Origin of the sequence: Streptosporangium sp. NPDC000563 (genome assembly GCF_040299985.1) — a bacterium.
Classification (GTDB): domain Bacteria; phylum Actinomycetota; class Actinomycetes; order Streptosporangiales; family Streptosporangiaceae; genus Streptosporangium.
Map to the genome: position 1 here is coordinate 101379 of NZ_JBEPDA010000022.1, position 25941 is coordinate 127319.

General features: G+C 69.4%; 34 protein-coding genes. 17 read left to right on the plus strand and 17 right to left on the minus strand.

Annotated elements, in window-relative coordinates:
* Nucleotides 1–147 precede the first annotated feature (147 nt).
* Entirely contained in the window at nt 148–519 is a 372-nt protein-coding gene (locus ABT352_RS33370) for a hypothetical protein (protein ID WP_350948991.1), read from the plus strand.
* Nucleotides 520–591: 72 nt separating this feature from the next.
* Nucleotides 592–1173, plus strand: a complete 582-nt coding sequence (locus ABT352_RS33375) for a hypothetical protein (RefSeq protein WP_350948992.1) — start codon at nt 592–594, stop codon at nt 1171–1173.
* A gap of 47 nt (nt 1174–1220) precedes the next feature.
* Here ABT352_RS33375 and ABT352_RS33380 read toward each other — a convergent pair whose 3' ends face one another.
* The 3 genes from ABT352_RS33380 to ABT352_RS33390 form a co-directional block, all read right to left on the minus strand.
* A complete protein-coding gene (locus ABT352_RS33380) occupies nt 1221–1382 on the minus strand; it encodes a hypothetical protein (RefSeq protein WP_350948993.1) in 162 nt (53 codons plus the stop codon).
* An 83-nt stretch (nt 1383–1465) separates the two neighbouring features.
* The gene (locus tag ABT352_RS33385) at nt 1466–2092 is read right to left on the minus strand and encodes a hypothetical protein (RefSeq protein ID WP_350948994.1); all 627 of its coding nucleotides are present in this window, start codon (nt 2090–2092) and stop codon (nt 1466–1468) included.
* 135 nt (nt 2093–2227) lie between these two features.
* Nucleotides 2228–2839, minus strand: coding sequence for a phage tail tube protein (locus ABT352_RS33390; RefSeq protein ID WP_350948995.1), 612 nt, complete (start codon nt 2837–2839; stop codon nt 2228–2230).
* 205 nt (nt 2840–3044) lie between these two features.
* Here ABT352_RS33390 and ABT352_RS33395 point away from each other — a divergent pair, with 205 nt between their 5' ends.
* Complete coding sequence (locus ABT352_RS33395; protein ID WP_350948996.1) at nt 3045–3587, plus strand: HNH endonuclease signature motif containing protein; 543 nt, start codon at nt 3045–3047, stop codon at nt 3585–3587.
* Here the strand turns inward: ABT352_RS33395 and ABT352_RS33400 are convergent.
* The 4 genes from ABT352_RS33400 to ABT352_RS33415 all read right to left on the minus strand — a co-directional run bounded on the left by ABT352_RS33400 (nt 3584) and on the right by ABT352_RS33415 (nt 5500).
* Entirely contained in the window at nt 3584–4030 is a 447-nt protein-coding gene (locus ABT352_RS33400) for a hypothetical protein (protein ID WP_350948997.1), read from the minus strand. The two genes, ABT352_RS33395 and ABT352_RS33400, sit on opposite strands and share 4 nt — an antisense overlap.
* Before the next feature lie 4 nt (nt 4031–4034).
* The gene (locus ABT352_RS33405; RefSeq protein WP_350948998.1) at nt 4035–4364 is read right to left on the minus strand and encodes a hypothetical protein; all 330 of its coding nucleotides are present in this window, start codon (nt 4362–4364) and stop codon (nt 4035–4037) included.
* A 90-nt stretch (nt 4365–4454) separates the two neighbouring features.
* On the minus strand, nt 4455–4730 hold the full coding sequence (locus tag ABT352_RS33410; protein ID WP_350948999.1) for a hypothetical protein: 276 nt from the start codon (nt 4728–4730) through the stop codon (nt 4455–4457).
* 98 nt (nt 4731–4828) lie between these two features.
* Nucleotides 4829–5500: a GntR family transcriptional regulator gene (locus tag ABT352_RS33415; RefSeq protein WP_350949000.1), complete on the minus strand. Its 672-nt coding sequence runs from the start codon at nt 5498–5500 to the stop codon at nt 4829–4831.
* Nucleotides 5501–5669: 169 nt separating this feature from the next.
* Between ABT352_RS33415 and ABT352_RS33420 the strand changes: the two genes are divergently transcribed.
* The 8 genes from ABT352_RS33420 to ABT352_RS33455 all read left to right on the plus strand — a co-directional run bounded on the left by ABT352_RS33420 (nt 5670) and on the right by ABT352_RS33455 (nt 11838).
* The gene (locus ABT352_RS33420; protein WP_350949001.1) at nt 5670–5870 is read left to right on the plus strand and encodes an SH3 domain-containing protein; all 201 of its coding nucleotides are present in this window, start codon (nt 5670–5672) and stop codon (nt 5868–5870) included.
* Nucleotides 5867–6241 carry a hypothetical protein gene (locus ABT352_RS33425; RefSeq protein WP_350949002.1) on the plus strand — a complete coding sequence of 125 codons (375 nt, stop codon included), beginning with the start codon at nt 5867–5869 and terminating at the stop codon, nt 6239–6241. The genes ABT352_RS33420 and ABT352_RS33425 overlap by 4 nt, the downstream gene beginning before the upstream one ends.
* A gap of 10 nt (nt 6242–6251) precedes the next feature.
* A complete protein-coding gene (locus ABT352_RS33430; RefSeq protein ID WP_350949003.1) occupies nt 6252–6395 on the plus strand; it encodes a hypothetical protein in 144 nt (47 codons plus the stop codon).
* Between the two features lie 15 nt (nt 6396–6410).
* Nucleotides 6411–8519 (plus strand): hypothetical protein, encoded by a 2109-nt coding sequence (locus tag ABT352_RS33435; RefSeq protein ID WP_350949004.1) that lies wholly within the window; start codon nt 6411–6413, stop codon nt 8517–8519.
* Between the two features lie 261 nt (nt 8520–8780).
* The gene (locus ABT352_RS33440) at nt 8781–10235 is read left to right on the plus strand and encodes a hypothetical protein (protein WP_350949005.1); all 1455 of its coding nucleotides are present in this window, start codon (nt 8781–8783) and stop codon (nt 10233–10235) included.
* A 45-nt stretch (nt 10236–10280) separates the two neighbouring features.
* Nucleotides 10281–10610, plus strand: a complete 330-nt coding sequence (locus ABT352_RS33445; protein WP_350949006.1) for a hypothetical protein — start codon at nt 10281–10283, stop codon at nt 10608–10610.
* A gap of 19 nt (nt 10611–10629) precedes the next feature.
* A complete protein-coding gene (locus ABT352_RS33450; RefSeq protein ID WP_350949007.1) occupies nt 10630–11244 on the plus strand; it encodes an NUDIX domain-containing protein in 615 nt (204 codons plus the stop codon).
* Nucleotides 11245–11319: 75 nt separating this feature from the next.
* Nucleotides 11320–11838: a hypothetical protein gene (locus ABT352_RS33455; protein WP_350949008.1), complete on the plus strand. Its 519-nt coding sequence runs from the start codon at nt 11320–11322 to the stop codon at nt 11836–11838.
* Nucleotides 11839–11900: 62 nt separating this feature from the next.
* Here ABT352_RS33455 and ABT352_RS33460 read toward each other — a convergent pair whose 3' ends face one another.
* The 3 genes from ABT352_RS33460 to ABT352_RS33470 form a co-directional block, all read right to left on the minus strand.
* Nucleotides 11901–12401, minus strand: coding sequence for a helix-turn-helix domain-containing protein (locus ABT352_RS33460; protein ID WP_350949009.1), 501 nt, complete (start codon nt 12399–12401; stop codon nt 11901–11903).
* Between the two features lie 108 nt (nt 12402–12509).
* Nucleotides 12510–13034 (minus strand): hypothetical protein, encoded by a 525-nt coding sequence (locus ABT352_RS33465; protein WP_350949010.1) that lies wholly within the window; start codon nt 13032–13034, stop codon nt 12510–12512.
* A 248-nt stretch (nt 13035–13282) separates the two neighbouring features.
* Nucleotides 13283–14089 carry a ParA family protein gene (locus ABT352_RS33470; RefSeq protein WP_350949011.1) on the minus strand — a complete coding sequence of 269 codons (807 nt, stop codon included), beginning with the start codon at nt 14087–14089 and terminating at the stop codon, nt 13283–13285.
* A 270-nt stretch (nt 14090–14359) separates the two neighbouring features.
* Between ABT352_RS33470 and ABT352_RS33475 the strand changes: the two genes are divergently transcribed.
* A complete protein-coding gene (locus tag ABT352_RS33475) occupies nt 14360–14923 on the plus strand; it encodes a hypothetical protein (protein ID WP_350949012.1) in 564 nt (187 codons plus the stop codon).
* A 26-nt stretch (nt 14924–14949) separates the two neighbouring features.
* Here ABT352_RS33475 and ABT352_RS33480 read toward each other — a convergent pair whose 3' ends face one another.
* The 3 genes from ABT352_RS33480 to ABT352_RS33490 all read right to left on the minus strand — a co-directional run bounded on the left by ABT352_RS33480 (nt 14950) and on the right by ABT352_RS33490 (nt 16663).
* Nucleotides 14950–15273 carry a hypothetical protein gene (locus tag ABT352_RS33480; RefSeq protein ID WP_350949013.1) on the minus strand — a complete coding sequence of 108 codons (324 nt, stop codon included), beginning with the start codon at nt 15271–15273 and terminating at the stop codon, nt 14950–14952.
* A 9-nt stretch (nt 15274–15282) separates the two neighbouring features.
* Entirely contained in the window at nt 15283–15897 is a 615-nt protein-coding gene (locus tag ABT352_RS33485; protein ID WP_350949014.1) for a hypothetical protein, read from the minus strand.
* 193 nt (nt 15898–16090) lie between these two features.
* Nucleotides 16091–16663: a hypothetical protein gene (locus tag ABT352_RS33490; protein ID WP_350949015.1), complete on the minus strand. Its 573-nt coding sequence runs from the start codon at nt 16661–16663 to the stop codon at nt 16091–16093.
* Between the two features lie 212 nt (nt 16664–16875).
* Between ABT352_RS33490 and ABT352_RS33495 the strand changes: the two genes are divergently transcribed.
* The 3 genes from ABT352_RS33495 (at nt 16876) to ABT352_RS33505 (ending at nt 20330) form a co-directional block, all read left to right on the plus strand.
* Nucleotides 16876–19314, plus strand: a complete 2439-nt coding sequence (locus ABT352_RS33495; protein WP_350949016.1) for a DNA translocase FtsK — start codon at nt 16876–16878, stop codon at nt 19312–19314.
* A gap of 128 nt (nt 19315–19442) precedes the next feature.
* Nucleotides 19443–20066, plus strand: coding sequence for a hypothetical protein (locus ABT352_RS33500; RefSeq protein ID WP_350949017.1), 624 nt, complete (start codon nt 19443–19445; stop codon nt 20064–20066).
* A gap of 12 nt (nt 20067–20078) precedes the next feature.
* On the plus strand, nt 20079–20330 hold the full coding sequence (locus ABT352_RS33505) for a hypothetical protein (protein WP_350949018.1): 252 nt from the start codon (nt 20079–20081) through the stop codon (nt 20328–20330).
* On the opposite strand, the gene ABT352_RS33510 is transcribed toward ABT352_RS33505, so the two are convergent.
* Nucleotides 20327–20644, minus strand: coding sequence for a hypothetical protein (locus tag ABT352_RS33510; RefSeq protein ID WP_350949019.1), 318 nt, complete (start codon nt 20642–20644; stop codon nt 20327–20329). The two genes, ABT352_RS33505 and ABT352_RS33510, sit on opposite strands and share 4 nt — an antisense overlap.
* Nucleotides 20645–20778: 134 nt before the next feature.
* On the minus strand, nt 20779–22113 hold the full coding sequence (locus ABT352_RS33515) for a phage major capsid protein (RefSeq protein WP_350949020.1): 1335 nt from the start codon (nt 22111–22113) through the stop codon (nt 20779–20781).
* A gap of 393 nt (nt 22114–22506) precedes the next feature.
* On the opposite strand from ABT352_RS33515, the gene ABT352_RS33520 reads away from it, so the two are divergent.
* A complete protein-coding gene (locus ABT352_RS33520; RefSeq protein ID WP_350949021.1) occupies nt 22507–22962 on the plus strand; it encodes a hypothetical protein in 456 nt (151 codons plus the stop codon).
* Here the strand turns inward: ABT352_RS33520 and ABT352_RS33525 are convergent.
* Together ABT352_RS33525 and ABT352_RS33530 are read right to left on the minus strand one after the other, a co-directional pair.
* On the minus strand, nt 22952–23341 hold the full coding sequence (locus tag ABT352_RS33525; protein ID WP_350949022.1) for a hypothetical protein: 390 nt from the start codon (nt 23339–23341) through the stop codon (nt 22952–22954). The genes ABT352_RS33520 and ABT352_RS33525 overlap by 11 nt on opposite strands.
* Nucleotides 23342–23346: 5 nt before the next feature.
* Nucleotides 23347–25554, minus strand: a complete 2208-nt coding sequence (locus ABT352_RS33530; RefSeq protein ID WP_350949023.1) for a 2'-5' RNA ligase family protein — start codon at nt 25552–25554, stop codon at nt 23347–23349.
* Between the two features lie 110 nt (nt 25555–25664).
* On the opposite strand from ABT352_RS33530, the gene ABT352_RS33535 reads away from it, so the two are divergent.
* The gene (locus tag ABT352_RS33535) at nt 25665–25889 is read left to right on the plus strand and encodes a hypothetical protein (RefSeq protein ID WP_350949024.1); all 225 of its coding nucleotides are present in this window, start codon (nt 25665–25667) and stop codon (nt 25887–25889) included.
* The last annotated feature ends 52 nt before the right edge of the window (nt 25890–25941 follow it).

Sequence of the window (25941 nt, forward strand, 5' to 3'; positions counted from 1 at the left end):
TGACGAGGGGAGGGGAGGTGCTACATAAAAAAACTACCCCTACCCGTAGACATTCAACTACGGGTAGGGGTAGTTTTTGGGGTGTCGGGAGGCACCCCGACACCCCGGGCTCCGAACAAGGCGGAACCCACACCTGGGAGGTTACCTATGCTCCGCACCGTCCTCACCCACGTCAGCGTCTCCGACCTCACCGACGAGCACGCCGAGCAGATCGACGCCCTCGTCCGGGACGAGCTCCGCTTCCCCGACCGGGAGACCTACAGCCTGGAGCACGGCCAGAAGACCTACCGCACCGCGCTGGTCACCTACAAGGACCCCGTGACCGGGGAGATGCGCTACGGCATCTACGACGAGGACGGGGCCACCCGCGAACTGGAGGACACCGACGACGAGGACGAGGCGAACGCCCGCTACGAGGAGTTGGTCCGCGCCCGCGCCGAGAACCTTGGCATCGACCACAACGACGAGCCGGAGTGCTTCGACGCCTCCGACGTCGACGGCGTCCCCGTCAAGGACTAACACCACCGACCCGCACGGGGTGACCACTCACCGAGTGGTCACCCCTCCTTTCGTACGAAGGAGAACAGCCCCATGCTCATCCCTGACTGGCGGGCACAACTCGCCGCCGCCGACGCCCGCCAAGCCCGCGCACGCGCTGAGATGTCCGCTGGCGCAGACGACCGCGCCCGCGCCCTCGCCGCTGGCGTGGACTACCACCAGGAGCTACTCGGTGGAGGCCGGGGCACCCGCCGTACCGCCGTCGCCCAGGTCGCCGCTGAACTCAACCTCAGCGTCAAGAGCGTCGACACGGCGCTGGCGAAGGTCAACGCTGGGCTCCCCGCGCGTTCCGGCCTGCCGGGAGACCTGTGGGAGCAGGTCGCGGCGGCCGAACTCTCCGACCTTCCGCCGCTCACTCGGGCACAGTGGGAAGTTCTCGGCCACCTCGTGCGGGGAATCGCCTTGGACGCAGCGTGGATCGATGCCCCGGGCGAACTGCTCGCGCAGGAGATCGAGGACGTCGACACCGACGTCCTCCCCGATTCCGCCGTCCTCGCCCAGGCGTGCCGGTCCTGGAGTCGCACCGCGGCCTTGGCCGTGCTGGAAGCGCTCACCCGAGGAGAACAGGCCGCGCTGCCCACCGTGGAGCAGGCGCCCCTGGCCGCCGACCGGTAGCCGTGCACCGCGAGGACCCGCCCCCGAGACTGGGGGCGGGTCCTTCGTCACTTCTTCGGCTTCGCGGTGGACATCATCAGGTTCATCGCCCGATCCATCGACGCTCGCGTCGGCCGCCCACCCTGGAGCGCCTTCGCCTCCCGCGCAGCCTCATCGATCCAGGCGGGCCGCGGCCACTTCCACTCTTTCTTGCGCTGCTTGTTCGCCACCCGCAGCGTCTGCTCGTAGTGGATTCCGGCCAGCAGGTCATGAGTGCGTGTCCACGGGTCCAGCCAGTAGCCGCGCGGAACCCTTACTCGGGCATCGTGGGGGAGATGGTGGCAGAGGTCGAGGAAGGCGTGGATTCCGATGAAGTCAGGGTCTCCGGGGTCGGCGAAGACTCCGGCGAGGTCGAGCCCGTAGGTGCTTCGGAAGTCGGCGTGGAGTCCTCGGTCCCACTCGGCGAGCCACCGTTGGGCGGCAAGGATTCCCCCTGGCCCACGCCCCAACTGGCCATGAGCCCCTTCACCAGATCCCCAATGTCGAACACGCTCGGCCGCTCGGCCATGAACGCCGCGTACCCGTCCTCACCGAGGATCTCCCGACCCATCTGACGGACTGCCTCCACGAACTGCGCGGGCAGGTGGGGGCTCTTGATCAGCAGGTCGATGACCATGCCGATGATCTCCTGCTGATCCATCGCACTGTTCTCAGCCCGGAACGCGCCCTGCACCACGTGCATCAGGTACGCCATGTCCATGTCCAGCCGGGTGAACGGCTCCAGCGCGTGCAGCGGCAGTTCTGACGGCACCTGCGCGATCAGCTTGTCGCTGCCGTCCTCGTTCTCCCCGAAGTACAGCGGGATCGGTCCGGCTTTGCGGTTGCGGCGCGCGGCGCGGGCCTTGCGCGCGGCGTTGAGATTCAGCCCTGCGGTTGTCATGGTGGGGTCCCCCCGGGTCGTCTCGATCGGACGGGGCGGGAAGCTACGGACCGGCGGCGCTTGCGTCTGGGCACGACGAAAGGGCGCCCGCCGGTGTGGCGGGCGCCCCGTCCGATCACCGAACGATTAAATCGCTCAGGAAGGGTCAAACGCCTCGAAATCGGACAAATCGTAGAATGCGTCTGCGATGTCCGACCCCAGCACCTTGAGCCGCAGCGGCAGAACGCTGGCCTCGGTCTTGTTCAGCGACTGGGTGACACCCTCGACCTGCTGGGCGCGCGGAATGATCCTCCGCAGATGCCTGTCACCGTTGATCAGCTCGACCACGACCGCGACCTCATCACGACCACCCACCTTCGGCGGCGTGAACTTGAAGTACGGAGGCGGCGCCGGGTCACCGGCCGGGGTGATCTTCGTGAACTCGCCGCCGCCGAACACCGCCCGGAAGTTCGCCGCCGTCCACTCGTACAGGTCCACCTCCAAGGTGGCGCCGTCACCGGTCTGCCACGACGCGATCGGGTAATCCGACTGCGCGCTCTTGGCCTCCTCGAACTCGGGCGACGTCTCCCAGTTCAGCGAGTCCGGCGTGAAGTGGCCGACGTCCGCCCACGGGTCTGTCATCGCGATGGTCGGCCCAGCCGGGGCGGCCGTACCGACCGGAGCCAGCCAGACCCGCGACAGTACCGGGACAAAAAGGTCTGTGGCGCCCACAGGATCCCCCTCATGCTGCGACGCCACCCCCCGCATCGCGGAAGGTGGTCACGGGCTGGGGACCCTCACCACGCGGTTGTACGGATGTCCGCCGCTTATGTACGGCTACGACCTGTCGGCAGGACCTGTCGCCGCCATGGCCCGGCCTGCGACACTGCGAGCAGGCGAGACGCAAACAAGGGGAGAGCCAAAGGTGGGGGTGAAACGCCCGGCAGGAGTGCGGTGGCTATCGAACGTCGACATGGCCGGCCCGACCCCGGCACACGACCCATCCCTGGGGCCGTGCTGGCTGTGGACCGGCGAAACGACCGAGCAGGGGTACGGCGTCATCAGCGTCGACGGCAAGAAGGTCGGCGTCGCACGATACGTGTACGAACGCGCCCACGGCCCGCTTCCGGACGGGTACGAACCAGATCACATCTGCCACGAACCGAAGGTGTGCCCGCCAGGGCCAGCGTGCGTCCACCGGGCCTGTTGCCGCCTAGATCATCTCGAAGGCGTCACTCACCGCGAAAACGTGCTCCGCTCTGGGGCGCCGACCGCGATCAACGCCGCCAAGGAAGAGTGCATCCACGGCCACCCGCTCACCGACGACCCCATCGAAGTCAACGGCGTGCGCTACCCAGGCGGCACGATCTACCGGCCGCCGCGGCGCCCCGAGCGGCGGTACTGCCTGATCTGCAAGACCATCGCAGCCACCGCTGAGAAGCGCCTCAAGAAGGAGCACGCTCGCCTCCTAGTGGAGACCGCCGGCGGCCACGGCGTGCAGCTCACCATCGGCTAACCCGGCCCGGCGTGGGAGGACACGAGGACCTTCGCGACCCATCGGAGCCGTCCGTCGATGTCCGGCATCGGGCCGCCGCTCCCGGCCAGGTACCGCACCCCAGTGATGACCGGCCCCGACACGTACGGCTGGCCCGGCAGCTCCGCGACCGCCCCCAACGCCACCATGACGATGCGTTTCAACGCGCCGACGCCCGGCGCGTCCGCTCCCGCGCCGAGCGCCTCCAACTGCACGCAGGAGGTCACCGCGTGCAGCAGCTCCCCGCTGCGTTGGCCCACGGTCCCGCCCGGCACCTCATGCACCCGCAACCGGGGGTAGGGCGGCTCGGAGTAGGCGCCGACCCTGCCCGGCCCGCCGAGCACGGTGGCGAGAGCTTCGTGCTCGCGCAGCCACGCCAGCACGAGCGGCACCGGGTCAGCGTCGGCCAGCAGCGTGACGTCCACCAGATCAGGCGGGGTCGTCCGCGGGCTTGACCCGGGCGGGCTTCGCCGGGGTACTGCCCGGCACCGGCGGCGCGGCGGGCTCCGTCTTCGGCGCCGGGGCAGGCGCTACGGCAGGCTCGGTCTTCGGCGTTGCCGGGCGAAGCGCCGCAGCGACACTCTCCCGGTTCTTCGGGTCGGCCCCGGCGACCATGCCGGCGCCGACGAGCCGCATCGCGTGCCCGCGCAGGAGGGTGATCTCCTCCTCCACCTCGTGGTCGCGGTGCTCCAGGCCGACGCTGCGGGCACCCTCGGCGCCGAGCGGGTGAGCGAGGTTGCAGGTGACGAGGTCGTTCACCGGGATCTCCTCCGACGAGTTGCCCGGCGCCCTGGGTGGGCGCCGCGATCACTCCGGGAGCATGCCGACCCGTACCGTTTACGTCAGCGTTCAGAAAATCGCGGTCGGCACGAACAGCGCCAGCACCCGCACCTGTGAGATCGGCACCGATCGCGGCGTCACTCCCTCAGGGAGGGATCCGGTGATCGCCAGGTGATGCCACGCCGCTTCCGGCAGCACCTGCACACGGAGTTCACCCCGGCCGCTGTCCGGCCGTGCCGGGTTCGAGGTGGCCATCCACCCCAGCGACCAGTCGCCTGACTCGTGCGCCAGCACGAGCCGCTGCCCGGTCACGGACATGTGCTTGGTGACCTCGATGGCCTGCACAGTCGGCCCAGCCGGGCGCGACGAACGGCGGGGGCGGCGGGATGCGCGACTCAAACTCATGCCCCCACAATGAGGCTCCCGACCGACAAAACACCATGTTAGAGCGTGTGTTCGAGGACGAACCGGTCCCCCGGAAGCAGGACGACGCGCACCGCGACCCCCGTGCCGCCGCTGTCGATCAGGGCTGCCGTGACCTCTTCCACCGGCGTCCCCGGCGGGGTGCCGAGCAGCGTCTCCTCGGCCATGGTCGGCATTCGGGAGAGCACCCGGATCCGCCGCTCGACCACGTTGACCCCGGCCCGCGCCAGCAATATGTCAGGGTTCGCCAACGCGGCAGGCTCCTCCAGGTCGGGCACGAGGTGGCCGATGTCACGCGGATAGTAGGAGTCCGTGACCACCCCCCTGTGGTGCGAGCGACGCCACCACACCGACGTCACCCCCGGCAGCAGATCAGCCACCGCCCCGGGCGGCGCGGCCCGCCGCACATCCACCTCCCCGACCTCCCCACCGGCCACCACGACCGCCAGCAGCACCGGCACCCGCTCATAGGTGCGGACGAACGTCCCCACCGTGCTCTGCGACACCGTCAGCCCGAACCGGGCCAGCTCGCCGATCGCCGCACGGATCGTGTCCCGAGACACCCCGCCGAACCGTTTTTGCAGCTCCGCCTCGGACGGCAGCTTCTCCCCCGGCTCGAACCCGCCGGACTCGACCTGCTCCGCCAGCGCTCGCGCGATCACCTTGTACGGGGGTTGCCCGCTTGCTGCCATGCCGCCCACCACTCTCAATGTGTCCCCACCGTCACACGCGGCACCAGCAGTGCCCGCACGTCTAGGTGTGTGGATATCGGCAATCGCGGCCACGGTCAACAACTCCTCTTGCGTCTCTTATAGCTACAAGCTAGCTTGTAGCTACGAACTAGCCAAGAGGGAGCACGCAGTGAGTTGGATCCGAGGCAAGGCCGCGCAGCCCGGCCACACCCCCGCCCAGCGGGTCGTGTGCGTCGACGGCCAGCGCGCCGAAGTCCTCAGCGAAACGGACGGCTGGATGCAACTCCGCCTCCCGGACGGCACCATCCCCAGCAAACTCGCCTCCCGCACCCAGCCCTGCACCTGCGCCGGGAAAGGCTGCCCCCGATGATCCCCATGGACGCCTTCCTGCTGATCCTCGCGTTCGGCGCGGCCATCACCGCGCTGATCCCCGCCAGACGCGACCACAACCGGAAGCACCTCACCCCCACCCAGTGGTGGAACAGCATCCGTAGCCCCCAGGCAACCGGGTGGCAGCACGCCGGCGCAGCCCTCCGCCTCGCCGCGAAGTTCGTCGGCTACCTCGCCGTTGGCCTGTTCCTCGCCGCCCTGGTGTTCCTCGGCGAAAGCGTGAAGGTCCTCGCCTGCACCCTCGTCGCCATCTACCTCGGCGTGGCCTTCCTGCTCGAGCACTACCGCACCCTCACCGCTCCGCCCCGCCCCGCCCACTCTGGGCGCCCCGAACTCGCCCACGTCCAGTAAGGAGCCCACCGTGTGGATCTTCGTCTTCGTCACCGGCGCTGGCGCCATCACGTTCGTCGCCCTGATCTGGATCCGCATGATCCGAGACGCCCCCACAGAGAAGTCCGCCATCCACGACGCGTTCGCCTCCACGACCTTCGAACTTGAGCCCTGAGAAAGGACCCAGACGATGCTCGCCGCCCTGATCGTGACGCTGATCGTCGCAGCGATCGTGCGCCTGGCCTGGCCGCGCCCTGGCCAAGCCGACGACACGGCGGCGGCGCACTTCTCCCCGGGCACCTCCCCCCTCGGTGAACTCACCGCCTACCGCAAGGACAACACCGGGGAGGTTCAGCGGTGGGGGAAGACCCGAACCACGCTGCGCAGAGCCCGCGCCACCTGGCGGGTCCTGCGCGCCGTCTCCCGATTCCTCAACCGCCACCGCGTGGTCCTCACCCCGATCCTCGTCGGCGTGGTCGTCCTCACCGCCGGGAGCGCCGTCTACACCTACCAGGCGTCCGTGTGGATCACCGCCGCCGCCTCGATCGCCGCTGCGGCGCTGATCTCCTGGCGGGCGACCCGCGCCGACGCTCTGCCGGTGTGGCTGTTCACCTACCCGGCGCTCGGCGCCGCCGCCTGGATCACCGCCTCCGCCGTGTGGCCACCCCACCTGCTGTCCCTGGGCATCGGGAATCTCATCTACGCCGTGACCTGGTGGGCGCACCCCGTGATCCGTTCGATCATCGTCTGGCAGATCCGCGTCCAGTACTGGCTGGCGTGGTGGCCGCACGCGATGCGCGGCATCCACAAGCCCGGCGTGAAGGTCAAGAAAGTCACGAAGATGGACCCTGCGGGTAAGCACACCGTGTGGCGTCTCCAGTGCCCTCCCGGCATCACCGTTGAGCAACTCAACAGCCTCAAGCCCGAGATCGCCTCAGCGATGCACTGGCCCAAGGGCGTCATCCGGGAAATCGTGCACGCCCCGGTCCGTTCCTCCTCCCAAGCCGACATGCACCGCAAGGACATGGACCAGTCGCGGATCCTGCCCGTCATCGACCTCCCCGACATCGAGCAGTTCCCCCGCTCGATCTACGACCCGTTCCTCGTCGGCGGCGCCGAGAACAGCGACGTCCTCACCGTACGGCTCGCGACCCGCGACAGCGGCAGCCGCCACGTCCTGCTCGCGGGCACCACCGACGAAGGCAAGTCGACCCAGCTCGGCGACTACCTGCTCCAACTGTTCGAATGCGACGACGTCGTGCTGGTCGGCCTGGACCGCAAGGGCTGCATCGAGATCCGCAACGGCGCCCACCGCATGGCCCGCATCGCCCAAGGCGCCGAAGAAGGCACTCTCCTGCTGGAGGCGATCGCCGCGATGGCGGACGGCGCCGGCGTGCTCATCCCGGCCGGGCACCGCGTCATGCAGGCCGACAAGGACAACCCGGCGGTCGTGGTCGTCATCGACGAGCTCGCCCGCTGGATCTCAGCGGAAGAGAACAACCCGCGCGCCGTCGCCGCGGTCGAAACCATCATCACCAGCGGCCGGGCCGGGCTCATCGGTCTCATCGCCGCAACGAACTCCCCGTCGATGCTGTCGCTCCGCAAGTCCGAGATCCGCCAGGCGTTCGACATCATCCACCTGTTCCACGGCTCCAAGGCGGTGTGGCGCAACCTCATCGGCGAGCAGATCCGCCACGTCGACTTCACCCAGCTCACCGGGAAGGGCCGCCACTACCTGCTCGACGGCCGCTCCTCCCGCCCTCGCCTGCTGCGCGGCTACAACAACACGGCCCGCCGAGTCCTGAACGCCGCGACCGCAGCAGGCCCGACCGCGCCGACCCTGCACCCGCTCCGGGCGAAGGCCGCCGGACGGACGTGGGAGACCGCGCCCGGCCTGATGCCCGACGACCTCCTGCCGTTCCTGTCCGAGACGCAGCGCGAGGAGGTGTTCCGGGTGCGAGCCGAAACGCCCGCCGAGGAACTCCGCCCCGAGCCTGCCGAGGTGGGCCACCAGGTCGACCCGGCGATCGTGGCCGCCGCGTCGGTGAACGCGAAGGCCGCCCGGGTAGCGCAGGCAGTCGCCCGCATCTGCCCTGTGATCGTCGAGGCCGGTCAGGCGGGCTTCGGCCCGGACGAGCTGGTGAAGGCGTCGGGCATGTCGCGGTCATCGGTCAACCGGTGGCTGGAGGCGCTGGTGGCGGGGGACCTGGTCGCGAGGTTCGGGCACGGCCGCTACCGGATCACCAATTCGATCACCACGGCAAACGATCTCGCCCGCACCATCTTGAAGGGTCGATGACGATGCCCTCGACGACCCCGAACGCAACCCTCAGCGATATCACACAGAGTCACGATCTTGGCTGGTCGTCCCCCGAGGCGCCCCTCACTGTCCCTCTAGGCGCGCGCACGCACACGACCCCAGGTCAGACCGTCTCAGAGACGGTTTCAGGCACACCTGGGAGACAGCGGGGGAGACGGCCTCTGAGACGGCTCCTGTGTGCGGAGCGTAAGAGGTCAGCCAGCTCCACTAAAGCGACAAATTGACTTAAAGGTGATGAACATGATGAACGACTTGATCGTTTCCTTGGGTGCGCTGATCAGCGCACTGACCAGCGAATGGTGGTACCTCCCCATCGCCATCATCCTGGTGCTGGGCGCATATTGGCTGGTCAAGAAAGTGCTCGCCCGCATCGGACGTTCCTTGCCGAAGGAAATCGACGAGCGATGGACCCTGCTCGCCGCCCTCATGGCAACCGGATTCGCCGGAACAGGCATGTGGCACGTCTTCGGCGAGGTCCTCGGCTTCACCGGGCCTCTTCGACTGCTGTTCGCGTTCTTGGAGGTCGCGGTCCTCGCCTCCGCCTACCGGGCACGGCGTAACGTCCGCGAAAGCGACGTCGGCGACGCCGGCATCGACGGCAAGGCCATGTGGGTGTTCACCACGCTCTCCGCCGTGCTCTCCGCGCTCGACTCCAAGAGCTTCATCGAGGTGCTCGCTCGGCTGTCGGCTCCGCTCATCGCCGCATGGCTGTGGGAGCGCAACCTCCACGGCGAGCGCGAGAAGAAGCGCGAGCGCAAGCCCAAGCGCCGCATCCACTACCGCTTCACCCTGGAGCGAGCGCTCATCCTGCTCGGTGTCGCCGAACCGAGCGAGCGCGACGCGAGCGCCGTGGACGCTCACCGCCGCCTCACCCGCGTAGCGCTCGCCGCGAAGACCGCGCGAGCGCTCCCCGCGAACGCCCGCGCCGGGAAGCGCGCTCGCGTAATGCGCGAACTCGACAAGGCGATCCGCAAAGCGGTCGAGCACGCCGGACTCGGGAGCGTCCCCGAGCGCCGAGAGCAGGTGCTCACCCAGCTTGGCGTGCTCGCCACCGCCGAACGACTGATCACCATGGAATTGCCGTCTGCCTGGGAGAACACCACCCCGGCCACGCTGCCCCCGGCGCTCGCTCCGGCTCCCGAGCCGATCGAGCAGCCCGCTCCGGCGCCGCTCCCTGCACCGCCCGCTCCCCGCCCTCAGCCGAAGCCCGCGCCCGCTCCAGCGCCACGTAGCGCCGAGGAGAACGCGCTCGCCTTCTTCCGCGAGCAACTCGCCCGCGACATCTACCCGCGCTCGACAGACCTGAAGGACCACACCGGCGCGGGAGCCTCCACCGCTCGCAAGTGGCACCGCAAGTTCCGCCAGATGCCCGAGCACATCGAGCGCATCGCCGAGATCGAGCGCTCCCGCAGCAAGGGGAGCGCTCAGAGCGCCCCTGCGAGCGCTACGGAAGCGCTCGCGCAGAGCGGCGAGCACGAGCACGCGAGCGTTCCCGAGAGCGCTCAGGGAGCGCTCGGCGAGCACCTGGAGAGCGGCGAGCAGAGCACCCCCGTGAGCGAGGGAGAGGACGCCGCGGCCGACCGTGAAGCCGACGAGGTGATCGCCGCGCTCCGCGCCGAGGGCAACGGCCACGCCACCCCCGACGACATCACCCGCCCCCTCGCCACCGCCACGGCGAACGGCAGCACCAACTAACCCCAGGACGCCCGCCCCGGGCGCCCCACGAAAGGAGAGACCCCCATGGGCTGGCTCACGAGCAAGTCGAAGCGGCAAGAGCAGGAAGCGCGTGCGTCCGAAGCGGCGAACGCCCGGAGGCGGGCTGACGCCGAACAGGCAGAGCGAGACCGCCGCGCGGACGCATGGCGCCACGCCCGTAACGCCGCAATCAAGCCGCTCCACGCGGCCCGAGGGGCATACGGGCAGGCGCGGCAGACATACGACAGGTACGCCCCCGGCCCGCAGAAGGACGCCGCCGGCGCGGCCCTGAACGCCGCCGCCGACCAGCTCGCGCAGGCGGAACGCGCGTTCGACGCCATCGACGACTTCTCGTCATGGAGCAGGAACCACTAGGCAAAGGAAGAGAACTGCCATGAGCACGACGAACATCACCGACGACCCCACCCGCATCGACTGGGCCGCCCGGCAGGCCGCCGCATACATCCCGTTCGAGGTGGTCGACGGCCGCCCGGTCAACCCGGGCGGGCCGACCGGTATCCCACACGGCCGCGGCGACCTCTGGCACTGGGGAGAGCAGGTCTGCGCCGACGCCGTCGTCACCGCCGAGACCGAGGACGGCCGCCGCTGGCTGGTCATGATCGAGCGCGGCGACGGCCACGGCTGGGCACTGCCCGGCGGCAAGGTCGACCCCGGCGAGGAGCCGGCCGACGCCGCCGTCCGGGAGTTGGAGGAGGAGACTGGCCTGTCCCTCCCGTGGGGCGCGTCCTGGGAGGTACTCCCCGCCCGGTACGTGCCTGACCCCCGAGCCTCGAACGAGGCGTGGATGGTGACGGTGCCCGCCCGATGCCACCTGGGGGGCGTGGCCCGCGCCGACCTGCCCGCCGTGGTCGGGGCCGACGACGCCCGGCGGGCAGCCTGGGTACGCGCCGACACCTACCCCGCCCTGGTCGCCGACCTGGAGACGACCTTCGGCGGAGTCGTGTTCGCCGCACACCAGCCGATGCTGTCCGAGCTGCTCGGGCGATAACCGTTGACTTTCCCCTCGCCGCTCGCCGGGATAGCGAGCGGCGCCCCACAAGCCCCCGGAAGGGAACCCCGCATCATGTCCACCACCACCGGCCAGAAGCCGATCCAGACCATCACCGTCGACGGGTTCACCGGAGCCGAGCGCGAGCCCGCCTACGGCGACCAGCGGTACTTCACGTGGAAAGTCGTCCGCTACCACAACAGCGCCGTGCCCACCGCCCTGGAGGAAGAGCACGCCTACGCCATCTACCGGGAAGCGCGCGGTACGGCGGAGCAGGCGTGGGAGGCCCTGTCGACCACCCCGACCAACCAGTGGGCTGCCGCCCACCACCGGTGGGTGGCCGCCGAGCACGTCCTGGAGCACGCGGCGAACCGGTGGCGCAACGAGTGGCGGGAGTTCGACAACCTGTGGATGAACAACTCGTTCGGCGAGGCCAGCTACGACCGGTACGACGAGATCGCTCGCTCCCTGAACGTCCGGCGGCTGAACGGCCCGGACCACTACGACGAGTTCCACGCCAGCGACAACCACGCCATGACCCGCCGCGACCGGGAGAAGATCGCCGCGAAAACGCTCAAGCACCTGGCCCACTGAACCGCAGACACTCCGAAGGGGCGGCACCGCACGGGTGCCGCCCCTTTCTTCATGCCCCGCGCCTACTCGGCCGCGGCAGGCCCTCCGGCGCCGTCCCCGGCATCCTCGGCGGGCCGCACCTCCCGCAGGATCCGCCGCACCTGCTGAGCACTGCACCCCACCAGCAACGCGATCGCCTCCGGCGGCCACTCCTCATCCCACAGCCGGCCGACCTGCTCCCAGTCCACCCGGCGGCGCTGCCCCCGCCGCCGGGGAGGCTCCCCCGCCTCCTGCGCGATGGCCTTGATGGTGTCGTCCGACGTGCGGTACGTCGCGATGATCTCCTCGATGTGCATGCCGTCCCGGTACGCGGCCAGGATCGCCGCTCTGCGCTCCTCCGGCGACCGTGACCCCGTCACCCCACCCACCGGGCGGAACGTCACCCCAGCCTTCCTCAGCGCCCGGTAGACCGCCGCGTGAGAGACCGGCAGCGTGTCGGATATCTGCCGGATGGACTCCCCGGCTTCGTAGCGGCGGGCGACCTCGGCCCGGTTGATTCGCCCGCGTTTCGTCGTGGTGCTCATGCCCCGGCACCCTGCCGACCCGACACGCTTACGTCTCGCTTCGACCCCGGACAGAGAGGAAGGGGCGGCACCCGACCCGGCGCCGCCCCTCCCCTGAACCTCTCCCGGTTACTCCTGCTCGACCTCGACCAGGTCGCCCTGGGCCACCAACGCATCCAGGTACGCGGACACCGCAGCCGACAGCACCGCCTGCACGTCCACCCCCTCAACGCCAGCCGCACGCAGCCGAACCCGCAAGGTGCGTACCGCGGCCAGGACGGTGCCTCTCAGCCGTGTCCCCACCTGCCGGTAGTCATCGCCCCGGATGTCGGCGTACACCTCCGCCCGGTCCCCCCACGCCCGCAGCTCGTCGGCGTCGGTAGTGCGCAGCACGGCCAGGGCCGCGTCCAGGTGCGGCCACAACGGCACCTCACGGCCCGCCGCGAGCGTCTGCGCGAGCTGGAGACCCGCCAACCGGGCGTGAACATCGGACACCACGTTGATCGTGTGTTTGCGCGGGGCGTCGCCCTTGCAGTCCGTCCGCGTCGTCGGCGCCACCCTCGCCCCACGCCTGGCCTTCGGCTTCGCCGCCGTCTTGGTCGGCTGCTCAGCAGGCGCGGCGACCGGAGCAGGTTCCTTCGTCTCGCCGTTCACCGGGTCCGGTTCAAGCACCGGTTCCGGCGCGGACTCTGGGGCGGCCGTTGCGGGCACAGCGGTCAGGGACCGAACCGGCGGCTCGTCGACTGCCGCCACGGAGGTTGGCGGCTGAACTACGGGTTCGGCGGGTCGAACCGGCTGGATGACGACGGGCTGTGGCACGGGCAGGCCCGGGACCGCATGAGCAGCGGTCTGCTGGACGGTCTTGTCGAGGTCCCGCCTGCCCTTCCGCTGTGTCGGCGGCATCAGGCGACCCCCGCCGCCAGGCCCACAGCGGCCAGAATGTTCCCGGTCAGCTCAGCGTAGTTACGGTGAGGCCCGCGATGGTTGGGGAACTGCCACACCGCAGGGTTGCCGTACATGTACGCCTTCGGAATGTACTCGCCGACACCGATGACCGGCTGGAACGCGGCGATGTTGTTCTTCCTCATCAGGTCAGCGACCGCCCGACCTTCCTCGTGCTCCTCCCACCGATTGAGGATCCACCCCGTTACCGCGAGAGCGGGATTTTGTAGCGTCTTGATCCGCTCGGCCTTCTGCACAGCGGCGACCGTGGATTGGAACGCGGGGACCCGAGGGTCAGTGATGGGGATAACGACGTTGGACGTGCACATGGCGGCGCTGGTCAGCTGACCGAGGGTGGGCCGCGTATCGAGCAGGATGAGGTCGAAGTCCTCCAGGACGGGCTGAAGCACCCGGTTGATTGACCAGATCCCCCCGAGAGCGGAGTCGGACGACAGACGGGATTCAACCTCGTCCATCTCGCTGTAGCTGGTCGGCAGCACCCACAAGGAGACATCCTCGCTGGCCTGGATGAGGCAGTCACGGATGCCGGGAGGGTTAACGGTTGGCGGGTTGAGGAGTTCAGCGAATCCTCGACCCGCCTGGCGCTCGATACCGAACCAGTCCGACAGGTGCCCCTGGGGGTCACCATCGGCGATCAGCACGCGCAACCCGTAGGTGTCAGCGGCGGTCGCCCCGAGGTTCGCCGTGGTCGTCGTCTTACCCACCCCGCCCTTCAAGGACGAAATGGACGCGACTATTGCGGTCATCCGGTTACTCCTGTGCTTGGTCGGCGATGTTGCGTCGCTGATGGTATCGGCGGACCCGGGGCGGTGACTCCTCGACGCGCTGGATCGTTACGCCCCTCACCGACTCGGTGAGAGCAGCGGTGAGTACGCGAGTTAGCGAGTACGCAAGTTAGCGAGTTAGCGAGTTAGCACGTGTCGTTCCTCGACTCCGACACTCCACACCGGTACCGTGCCCTCCTGCCCTTCCTCCGGGAGAAGACGCAACCAGACTGCGTGCTCGATCCTCATCTCGTGGGGAAAGCACGAATCAAACCCGGTCTCGCCGCCCGTCTCGCCGCTGGACCGGTACGCCGCAAGGTCGACCGCGTCACCGACGCCGCCGCAGCGGAAACTCGCGACCGCGCCCCAGACGGTAAGACGTGGGTGACGCATCCGAGTGAGCATCCCCGCCACTGGCATGCCGAGATGACGGGAACCACCATCCCTGAGAACGTCTCCTACAAGGTGCCCAAGGTGGCGTACATCCGGAAAGGCCGCGACGACCGAGGCAAGGCCATCAACCCGGCAGGCGGCTGGAAGACCGTGTCCGGCTACGACCTGGCGTCCAGGCCGCGTGACCCGCGCCTGCCCGACCACCAGTCCCGTAACTGCGGATGCCAGTCGATGCCGGTGCCGGGCGCGTTGGCGCGAGCGACGCGCACCACGTCCACCGTCGTCACGCCCGTCCGCGTGTCAGCCAAAGTGGTGTGCAGCTATGACCGTGTCGTGGAAGCCGAGTTCGGCTCCTCCCACGACCCCGGCCTGCACTTCATGGGGACCGCCGCCCGGGTCGTCGCGGCCCGCTACCTCCGGTAGGCCACCACACTCCCCGGCGCGGCCGGTCAGGCGGTGCGCGCCTCGACCCGCACCCAGTCAATCCCCGGGTTCACCCCGTGCCTACGGTGCTCGGCCTTGATGACCGCCCACCGGCGGCCCGTACCCGGCTCCACCACCAGGCCCCGTGCCCCCACCGGCCAGGTCACAGGATCGAGCGCCAACACCCACGTGCCGGGACCGTCCTGCTCACCGTCCGCTGGCGGCTCCGACACGATCGCCCCCGGCGACACCCCCCGCACCGGCCCCCACTGTGTGGCTGACCGGGTGCCGTGCCCGTCCAACACGTCGTGGCCGTCGCACACCCCCAGCATGGTGGTGGGCTGCGTCACCGCCACCGCTCACCACCACCGCATGTTGGTGACATCCAACGGGTGCGGCGCGATACCGGCCGCCTGCGAGGTGTTGATACGCCGCCAGTAATCCAGCGAGGTGAGGGAGGGGGGCGCCCCCGCAACCCCCGACCCGGCCTGAGGATCGCTGTCGTAGGTGACGGACTGCCCTTCGAGGGACGACGACTTCACCCGCCGCCCGCGCGGCGCGAGCTCCACGATGTGCGGCATCGCGGAGGCGTGTGCGAGCACGTACGAGCGCAACGCCCGCCGGTACACCGGGTCAGCGTCCGGGTCCAGCCCGGCCCGGTAGACGATCGTGTACGCGCCGGTCGGATCCCCGCTGACCGGGTCGGTCTCCGGCGTGGCGGACACGACCTCGATCAGCGGATCATGCGTCAGCGGCCACGCATCCCCCACGGGCCGTACCCCCCGCTCGGTGAACTGCTCCGGGACGGGAGACACGTGCAGGTGCGCGGCGACCGCGCCGATCGCGTCGTCGATCGCGTCCTGCATAGCGGTGCGCTGGTCCGGGGTGAGGGTCCGGCTCATCTTGAGCCGTACCGCCACATCCTCCACCGTGACGACACCCACCCGCTCCTCCATCTCCCTACCGTCGTACATGTTGCTCTGGCGTGGGGCGAGCCCGCGAGGTGAGAAGAGGCGAGAGTCCCCGAGTCTGCCCCTTCACCCCCTGCTGGGCTCACCCCACGCCAGGTGTGTCCGCGGCGACGCATCTGCCCGTCCCCCCGATACCGGCCACCCCCCACCAGGGCGGCCGTTCAGCGGGCAGCCTGCGCCGCCGCGAGCCTGTGAACTACTCTTCAGCCGACGAACGGCTGGCGCGGATGCTCTCCAGCTCCGCGCGCAGCTTCGCCGCCTCGGCCCGGTCCAGGCGCCGCCCGGCCGGGTAGAGCAGCTGGTCGCTGGTGCGGGTGGTCGCACCGTCCTGCCGGTGCACGCGGGTGATACGGCACGCGGTCCGCACGTACGTGTACCGGGCGCCCGGGTCGACGAACATGGTGTCCGGGTCGATCGGCTTCCCGGCCTCGTCAACGAAGTCGACGAACGCCGACCCTGGCATCGCGGTTTGTCCCATGGGCGGCTCCGGTGTCGGGGGAGCCAGCGGGGCGGCGGCCGGGGCGGCGGGCGGTGTCAGCGGCGCCGCCAGCGTCACCAGACCGTCCTCGGGCAACACCGGCGGGTCGCTGTCCGAGGGGTCGGGAGTCGCGGCGGGAGGGGTGAGGGGAGCGGCCAGCGCGCTGTCGTCCCCGCTGGGCGGGCTGAGTGGCGCCGCCTCAGCGGCAGGCTCCGGGGGAGTGGAAACCACCTCGGAGGGCTGCTCAGGCGCGGCCTCGACGGGCTTCTCGGCTCTCTTGCGTGGCGGCACGTCGTCCTCCGGTGGGATGCGGCTCGGTCGTTCGTCGCGGAAGGTACGGGCTCCCGGCGCTACCGTCTGCCCCCGGCCCGGTCTGGCGGAAAAAACTTCAAGCAACCGTCCGCACTGAAACCCTAGACGCCATTTAAAAAAGCAGCGTACTTTTAAGGTGTTGTAAATGAATGAGGATCATTCCCGCTCTCACTCCGCCCCAAGGACCCCGGATGCCCACCAAAAGACGCGCGACCACCCCCCGGCCCAAGACCCCCCGCAGGACCACCAGCCGGGCGACCGCCCGCAAACCAGCCCCCCGGGCGACAACCACCCGAACCCGCAGCACCAGCAGCGACCCGCTCGGCAAGCTCCTGCGCTCCACCGGCAAACACCTCAAGACGTTCCTCCGCAAAGCCGCGCGAGCGGCGAAGGACTCACCCCACCAGCGCGACGGCGCTGCTGTACTCCTCGCCGTGACCACGATCGTGCTCGCCGCCATCACCTGGAACCTCGCCGGCGGCACCCCCGCGTCCCTCGCCCACACCGCGCTGACCCTCCTCGTCGGGTCCCCCACGTGGGCGTTGCCGCTGCTGACGGCAGCGTGGGCGACCCATCTGCTTCGCAGTAGCCGCCGCACCCCTCTGCCAGGGTGGGCGATGATGCTCCTCAGCGTCCTGGCCGTCCTCCACATCGCTCACGGCGTCCCCAGCCCGCTCACCGGCACCGGCGGCGGCCTGCTGGGCCACGTGGTCGCGTGGCCGCTCACGCAGATCCTGCCGCCGTGGCTGGCCATCGCCGCGCTCATGGCGACCTTCGTGCTCGGCGCCGCGGTCGCGACCGCCACCCCACTGCCTGAGATACCGCGCCGTGTCGCTGGCACGGCCAGACGGGGAGTCAGCGCCGCTACGGCGTGGCACGCCGCCCGCACCGCTGCACACGCCCCCACCGTTGACGAGCAGCAGGTTGAGGACACCCCCGCCCTGGATGACCCCCACGTGGACGCCGAACCCGCTCCCGCTCCTGCCGTCGCCCCCGACCCCGCTCCCGAACCCGTTCCTGCCCCTGCTCCTGCGATCGTCGAGGACGCCCCCACCGCGCCGACACCCGAGACCCCGCCCGCCCCGGAGCCGAAGACCACCACACCCCCCGCCAAAGCAGCAGCCGCCCCCAAGCAGCTCGCCCTGCCCGCCCCAGCGCACACCCTCCCCACCGCGTCCCTGCTGCGCCCCGGCACCGCCCCCAAACCGCACACGAAAGCCAACACCGTCGTCGTCAACGCGCTGACCAGCGTGTTGCAGCAGTTCTCCATCGACGCCGAGGTGATCGGCTTCACCCGGGGGCCGACCGTCACCCGCTACGAGATCGAACTCGGCCCAGGGGTCAAGGTCGAGAAGGTCACCGCGCTCACCAAGAACATCGCTTACGCCGTCAAGTCAGCCGATGTCCGGATCCTGTCTCCGGTTCCCGGTAAATCCGTGATCGGCGTGGAAGTCCCCAACACCGACAAAGACCTCGTGTCGCTGGGCGACATCCTGCGCTCCAACATCGCGAAGACCGACCCGCACCCCATGATCGTCGGCCTCGGCAAGGACGTCGAAGGCCGCGTCATCCTCGCGAACCTCGCGAAGATGCCGCACCTGCTCATCGCCGGAGCGACCGGCGCGGGCAAGTCGGTGTGCGTCAACGGCCTCATCTGCTCGATCCTGATGCGCGCCACCCCCGACGAGGTCCGCATGGTCCTGGTCGACCCCAAACGGGTCGAACTGTCGATCTACGAGGGCATCCCGCACCTCATCACGCCGATCATCACCAACCCCAAGAAGGCCGCCGCCGCACTGGAGTGGGTCGTCGGTGAGATGGACCGCCGCTACGACGACCTCGCCGCCAGCGGCTTCCGGCACGTCGACGACTTCAACAAGGCGGTCCGCGCCGGCAAGCTGGTGGCGCCGCCGGGCAGCGAGCGCGTCTACCAGCCCTACCCGTACCTGCTGGTGATCGTCGACGAGCTCGCCGACCTGATGATGGTCGCCCCGCGCGACGTCGAGGACTCCATCGTCCGCATCACCCAGCTGGCCCGCGCCGCGGGCATCCACCTGGTCATCGCCACCCAGCGCCCCAGCGTGGACGTGGTCACCGGTCTGATCAAGGCCAACGTGCCGTCCCGGCTGGCCTTCGCTACCTCCTCGCTGGCCGACTCCCGGGTCATCCTGGATACCCCTGGTGCGGAGAAGCTCACCGGGCAGGGCGACGCCCTGTTCGTGCCCATGGGAGCCAGCACCCCAGCCCGACTCCAGAACGCGTTCGTCTCCGAAAAGGAGATCGACGCGATCGTCGCGCACTGCAAGGCCCAAGCTGGCGGGCCGCCCCCGATGGACCTCCTCACCCCCGCCCCTGCTGAGGGAGCACGGAACGTCCCCGAGGACATCGGCGAGGACCTCGACCTCCTCGTCCGGGCGGCCGAACTCATCGTGACAACCCAGTTCGGCTCAACCTCGATGCTCCAGCGGAAACTCCGCGTCGGTTTCGCCAAAGCGGGCCGCTTGATGGACCTGTTGGAGGGTCGGGGTGTCGTTGGCCCGAGCGATGGTTCGAAGGCCCGCGCCGTCCTGGTCAAGCCGGACGGGCTTGAGCAGTTACAGGCCGACCTGACCGGCCACCCCGCCGAGTAGGGGGGCAGTACCCGCACGGCCCGGCCCCGTGGGGTCGGGCCAGCACTGTTTTCCGGGCCGAGACGCAAACCCTTCCCGCCTGCCAGCATCCCCACCGCCCCACCACCAGCCCCAGATTCGAGGCTCCGATGAGTGACCGCCACGCCCTCCACGTGTACGTCCTACACAGCCACCTCTCGCCGTACCTGCGCCACCTCCCCTTCGCCGCCCGCGAGGACCTGTTCTCCACAGTCGCCGAGGGCATCATGACGGCGTCCGCCGAACAACCCACCACGGTCCTGCACCCCTACCTGAACGGTCCGGACGGGTGCCGCCAGACGATCGGCGCCCGCGCCTGCGGGCGCCCGGCCGACGACGACGCGCACGCGTGGCCGTTCGGCGACCCCACCCCGATCCCCCCACCCCCGCCACTCCCCGAGCGGACATGGCACATCCGCCAGTGGACCATCCGCAACCCGGCCGCGCCCAGCCACGCGTTCGACGACATCAACCCGGTCACCACCTCGTCGTGGGTACGTGAGGACGACGGCACCACCGGCGACGACATCGTGATCCTGTGGCCCAGCCGGTTCTCGGCGTTCTACGGCGGCTGGGACGCCGACCAGGTAGCCGCCGCCTGGCAGGCCGACCGCGACCGGCTCGCCAACGCCGGCGGATTCGTGTACCTGCCGCTCGGCCCCAAGGGCACACCCGACGACGAGCTGGCCGAACCGCCTCACGAGTGCGCCCCCACCTGTTACTGCTGGGATTAGGGGAGACCTCCGGTGGCTACGCTGCTTGCGATCATCCGGCCCGGTGGCCGTACCCAGCGCTGCGATGCCCGCTGCTACGACGCACGGAAGGGCAGCGACTGCGACTGTGTGTGCTCAGGGGTGAACCACGCTGCCGGGCGGGACGTCGCGATGATCCTCACCCGGCAGCAGGTACAGGCGTGGATCGCCGCCGCCCGCGAAGCCGACCCCGATATCGACCACATCGAGATCGGCCTTGAAGCTCAGGCCATTCCCCTGTTCTAACCGGCCGACTCCTCAGCCTCTGCCTGGGCCGCGAGCGCCCGCACGGTCTGCGCCGTGGTGCGGTGCGTGGCACAGATCCGAGTGATCGGCGTCCCCGCCCGGTAGTCAGCCAGGATCGCGTCCCGCCGTTCCCCAACCGGCAGACGCGGCGCCCTCGGAGCGTCCGGCCCCCGCATCTCCACCCCCGCGCGCCGCAAATGCACGCTGAGCCGTTGGAAGGAGCATCCAAGGTGACGGGCCAGGGGACGCAGCCGCCAACCCTCCCGGTACAGCTTGGACGCTTCATCGATGTCGATCGTCGTTGCTCTCGTCACCGGGCGAAGCATGCAGACGCACGACGGTTACGTCTCGCCACGATCCCCCCGCCAGGCAGGCACACCCCCACCCGGAAACGCCAAACGGCCCGGGGGAGTGCGCTCCCCTCAGGCCGCCTGGTGTATACGGCTTCTTACGAGGCGACGTAGTCGGTCAGGGAACCGATGACGAACGACTCGGGCCTGGTAATTGCCAGCCCACAGCGGCTTTCCGCGAGCACGGTGATTCCGCCCCGCTCCACCATGTCGGCGTTCTCCGTCGAAACGGACACGGTCGTCTCAGCGCGGTCGAAAAGCTTCGCTCCGTAGCCGAAGGAGCCGAGCAAAAACTGCGACTCGTTCATCGCGGGGGTGTCGATGAGGCGCAGCCTCCACACCTGCTTCTCACCGCCGATCGCGACGGACACCGCGACGGTGTACGCGCCGTTCTTGTCCTGCTCCAGCTCGATCTCCTCCCAGTCGTACGGGTGGACGACGATGCCGTTCGGGTTGAAGTACGCCAGCAGCGACTTCGTGGCGGCGCGGCGGATCTGCGCGGAGCGGCGGTCGCTGGACAGGCCGGTGTACTGCTGGACTCCGGGGGTGTTGAAGATGCCCTCCAGGTCCTCGCCCTCGCCGGTGCCGTACAGGATCTGCCAGTCCTCGGCCATCTTGATGCCGTCGACCATGTCGCGGTCGATCAGGTCCCGGAGCTGCGGCTCGTCCTCCAGGATCACCTTGTGGACGTACTCCAGGTGCCGGATGTTCGCGATCGGCGCCCGGAACGGCGCGAAGTGCAGCTGCGAACGGGGCGCCTTGCCGAACTTGTCGGTCGATCCGCCGGTCGCGGGCGACACCTCGTCGGCGGCGACGCGCTCAGCGACCGGGCGCGCGGCGTTGGTGAATCCGGTCTGCCGCATGCCGACGATGATGTTCGCGGTGGTGCGCACGGCCGGGAAAAGGTCGCGGACGCGGCCGGGGCGGAGCATGCGCTCCTGCATGCCGACATTCTCCTGGGTGCCGAACGCCGGCGTGGTGCGGGTGCCGCCGGACATGGTGTACAGGTCCTTGGCCTCCAGCTCGTACACCGACTGCTCGACGGTGATGCCGCCGCCGATGCGGCGGAACCCGCCCGCCTTCATCTCGGCGTAGGCGTCGGAGCCGAGGAACACGTCCGACAGGCTCTTCCGCTCCGGGCGCAGGCTACTGCCCTGGCCTCCGGAGTTGACGTGGGCGCCCACGGACTGCCCGTCCGCCTGGCCCAGCCAGTCGAACGCGTCCGCGGCGTCCATCTCCGCCGCGATCAGCTCCTTGATGGACTTCGCCTCGCGGAGCGCGCCGAGGTAGGCGGCGTGCTGCTCGGTGGAGATGACCATGTGGCCGTTACCGGTCTCGTCGCGAAACGACTGGCTGATCCGCTCGACCTCGTTGGACTTCGCGGCCAGTGCGCTCTTCAGCTCGCGGACGCGGCTGGACTCCTTGACGCTCATGATGAGCTTCCCCCTCTTGCTGACTGTGCGTGCGTGTGGTGCGGGTGAATGCACGCCCGGTCAGCACCGGGACATTGACGACCCCCGTCGTAGGGGTGATGCCAGCACAGGTGAGCTATTTGCGTCACAGGCCGACGATCAGCGGGCTAAGGTCGGGGATTCGTGGCCGGTTCGGGGCGGACCACGAAAGCAATGGATCGTTCCCAAAGAAGGGCTCCCGCTGGAATGCGCCCCACCCGAGTTTTCGCTACGTCTGCGCTGTTGCCCCTGCTACTCGCCCTGCCGGGCTGCGGGGCAAGCGCTGAAACCCCGCCTGCCGTTGACGCTGCGATATCGAGCACCGCCACGAAACCAGCGGCGCCGGAAATTCACCCCTGGGGGGAAGCAGTCACGGTGAAGGGAAAGGCCGGACACCCGGTGAAGGTCACACCGCTGGGGATTTTGTACACGCGCGGCAACGAGCAGGTGAAACCAGTCGGGAAATGGCTCACCGCGATCAGCCTCCGCCTCGAAGCAGTCGAAGCGCCGGAACACCTCGCGCCGCCAGTTGATGGCGGCGGCTTCTTCTGGCGCGGCGACGACGAGGAACTCATCCCCGTCAGCAACGGCAACGCGCTGACCGCACCATGGGTCGGCCGAGCACCAGACCTGCTGGCCCGCAACATCCAGCCCGGCGAACCAGAAATCGTAGTCATCGGCCTCGACCTCGCCCAGGCCGGCGGCACGCTGCTGTTCAAAACGCAGGCGCCGGACGGGGAAACCACCCGGTGGGAGTTGCCGCGCCGTACGACGGGCCGCGGCTTGACTCAGGTGCGGTCTGCGCTGACCGAGTTCGGCATCAAGTCCTGAGGTTCGCTTTCAGGGCTTCGTTCTCCTCCCGGAGGGTGGCGTTGCGCTGCTCCAGCACCCGGCTGGTTTCCCGCTCGCGCAGGAGTTCGGACCGGTTGCCGCCCTCCAGGCGGGTGCGGAGAATCTGAACCTCCAACCTCAGGTCCGCGACCTCGGCGGTGGCCTTGTCCAGCAGCATGTCCCGGTTGTCTCGCGTCAGCGCGGCCACCTGGTCGCGGGCCTCCTGAAGGGCGTGACCGGTTTCGGTGAGGCGGGCGGCGGCGTCGGCTTCGACGTGCGCCGCCCACTCCTGTATCGCGCGCACCTCAGCGGCCATGCCCGCCACCCGCGCCCGGCAGCGCGCATCATGGCCAGCCCACAGCAGCAGCCTGCGAACCACCCCGATCATGATGCGGCCAGCGACGCCAGCAGCGCCCGACCTTCCATGACCTCCTGCGCGGTGAGCGTGGTCATCCCCGGCGGCAGCACCGCCTTCACACCGGTGGGGCGGGCGGACGGCGCGGTCGAGTCCGGCTGGATCGGCGCCTCCGGCGGCATCGGCTCCATCTCCTCAACCTCATCCTCCGGCGCCGGGTCCGGGGTGATGCCGGCGGACGCCAGCACCTCCCGGATCGCGCTGTAGGCGGCCATGAGCTTCCGGGAGTTCGCCCCGGACAGAACCTGGCCCGCCTTCACCTCATGTCGCCCCAGTGACTTGGCCAGGGTCATCATGTGGTCAACAGCCTGCTCCACCACCGCATCGTGCTGCCCGCCCGGCACGGACACGCCGACGTCGACCGGTTGCGGTTCGCCGAGCTCCACCACCCCGCCCGGGGTGAGCGTGTACGGCACCTGCCACGTCCGCAGCGCGGCGTGCCGCTCCGCTGACACGATCGCCACCCCGGGGAACGTCGCCACCGTGTAGATCCACGCCTGATCCTCCGGTGTCGTGCCGTCCTGGTAGAGCCACAACCGCATCGCGGTGCGGATCCGGTCGGCGATCTCCTCATACGACAGGGGGATCGGCACCCCGGACGCGCGGAGCACATCCACCCGGGCGTCCTTCGTCTCAGCCGCCGTGTCCATGTCCGTCTCCTCGATCTCGTCTTCCCACGGGTCCGCGTCCTCCCCCTGCTCGGTGCTGGCGCCGAGGGAGAACGGGGTACTCATGCCGCCCACGACGAACTCGAGTTCCACGAACTCGACAGGGATCGGCGGCAGCGGGTCCGGAAGCGGGTCTCCTTCGGCGAGGTAGGCGCGGGTGACGTGCGGCGTGTACCCGTGGTTCAGCACGACGGGTGCCCCGGCGGCTTGGAGGGCGTCAACGACTCGTTGACGCAGGACTTCCAGGCCGGGGACGTCCACCGTGGCCCACACCGGCACCCCATCCTCGTTGGGGGAGAACGCGCCGACCCCGCCGATCGTCCCCGCCAGCGGCCCGGCCCCGGCCGCGGCTTCCATCGCTGCCTCTTCGGCGGCGGTGATCTGCTCCGACGTGAGCCCCTGCCCGAGGTAGGCCAGGGTGATGTGCATCTCCTCGGCGGGCACACCGCCGTCGAGGACGACCTGTTCGGCGATGTCTGGGGGGAGGGTGAGGGCGATCATCGCGGACGGCCCATCCTCGCCTTGCGCATGCGACTGGACCGGCGCCGGATCGGCCTTCGCCTCAGAGAGCCCGGACACACGCCGAATGGTCCGGGCGATCTCCTCGGCTGACACGTCTTCGGGGATGTGGACCTGCACCGTGTAGGGGTCCGCCTTGTGGCCTTGGCCTGGGTAGGTGCCGGTCGCCTCGTGATGCCGCAAGTTGCAGTAGCCCTTGGCCTGCTCCGAGGTCATGTGCTTGGACGCGATGGCCACGCACCGGTCGAAGTCGCCGGGGGTGCCCCACACGATTCGCGCGGCTCCTTCACCGCGTACGAACCAGTGCCTCAGGTCTTCGGCGTTGCCCCGGTTGCGGTCGGCGCCGCCGTCCTTGCGTTCCAGCACCTGGGCGACCGCGTCCGCGATGTCTTGCGGTGTCATCCCCTCGGGGACGGACAGTTCCACGCTCGCGTCGTCACCGAACTGCGACTTCACACTCAGGGTCATCGCGAGCGGGTTCGCGGCTACCAGCACCGTGGAGTACTCGTACAGCGCCAGTTCGTAGATGTGGCGGACCCCTTTGCGGTCCCGCTTCGACTTGCCCGGGACGACGGCGTACCCGATCGACCACTCGCACTGCTCTTTGAAGAAGCGGACGTTGTGGTACGCCTTGAGCCCCTCGGGGGTGTCGAGGTTGAACTGGCCCTTGACCGCGACCGCGCCCGCGCCGCGCGGCCACGGCCGCCCGTCTCGCGTCTTGTCCGGCAGGCGGGGGTCACCCGGCAGCCACTCCTCGGCGAGGATCGTGCGGGCCGTCCACTGCTTGTCGTCGTGGGAGTGGATGCCCTTCGGGGTGCGTTCGATCAGCGACCTCTTGACCGCGCCCGGCACGATGATGTCCTTGACGTTGTCCTCAACGCCGGTCACCGCGACCAGCGCGGTGAAGGTGCCATCGTCGTCGTCTGCGGTGATGCTCCACACCGGCGCCAGCGGCGCCAGAGCCTTGTGTTCGAGCGTCGCTACGGTCACTGCTCCCCCTCGGGTCAAGTCGCCGGGGAGCATGCCGGACCAGGAGGGCTACCGTCCCCGCCCAGAGCCGGGGTTACAAGCCGTGACGATCTATGTGCTATCCAGGAATCATGATCGAAATTGAATCAAGGAAGCCCCGCCGCGTCGGGGACCGTCTCGTCCACCCGGCATGGCCGGGCTACCTCGAGCTCCTCACCGGCGACGGCACGTCACCCTACGACCAGTGGAAAGCGGTGGGCTTCGGCCTGCCCGAGCCGCAGGTCTACACACAGCCGGATTTCATGACCCGACTGAATGCCCGGAATTTGTTCTGGGACGACATGGTCGCGGCGTAGCGCGCCGCGCCCGGAAAGCAGGCGGGCGGTCCACGGTGCGCGAGCCGTGGAC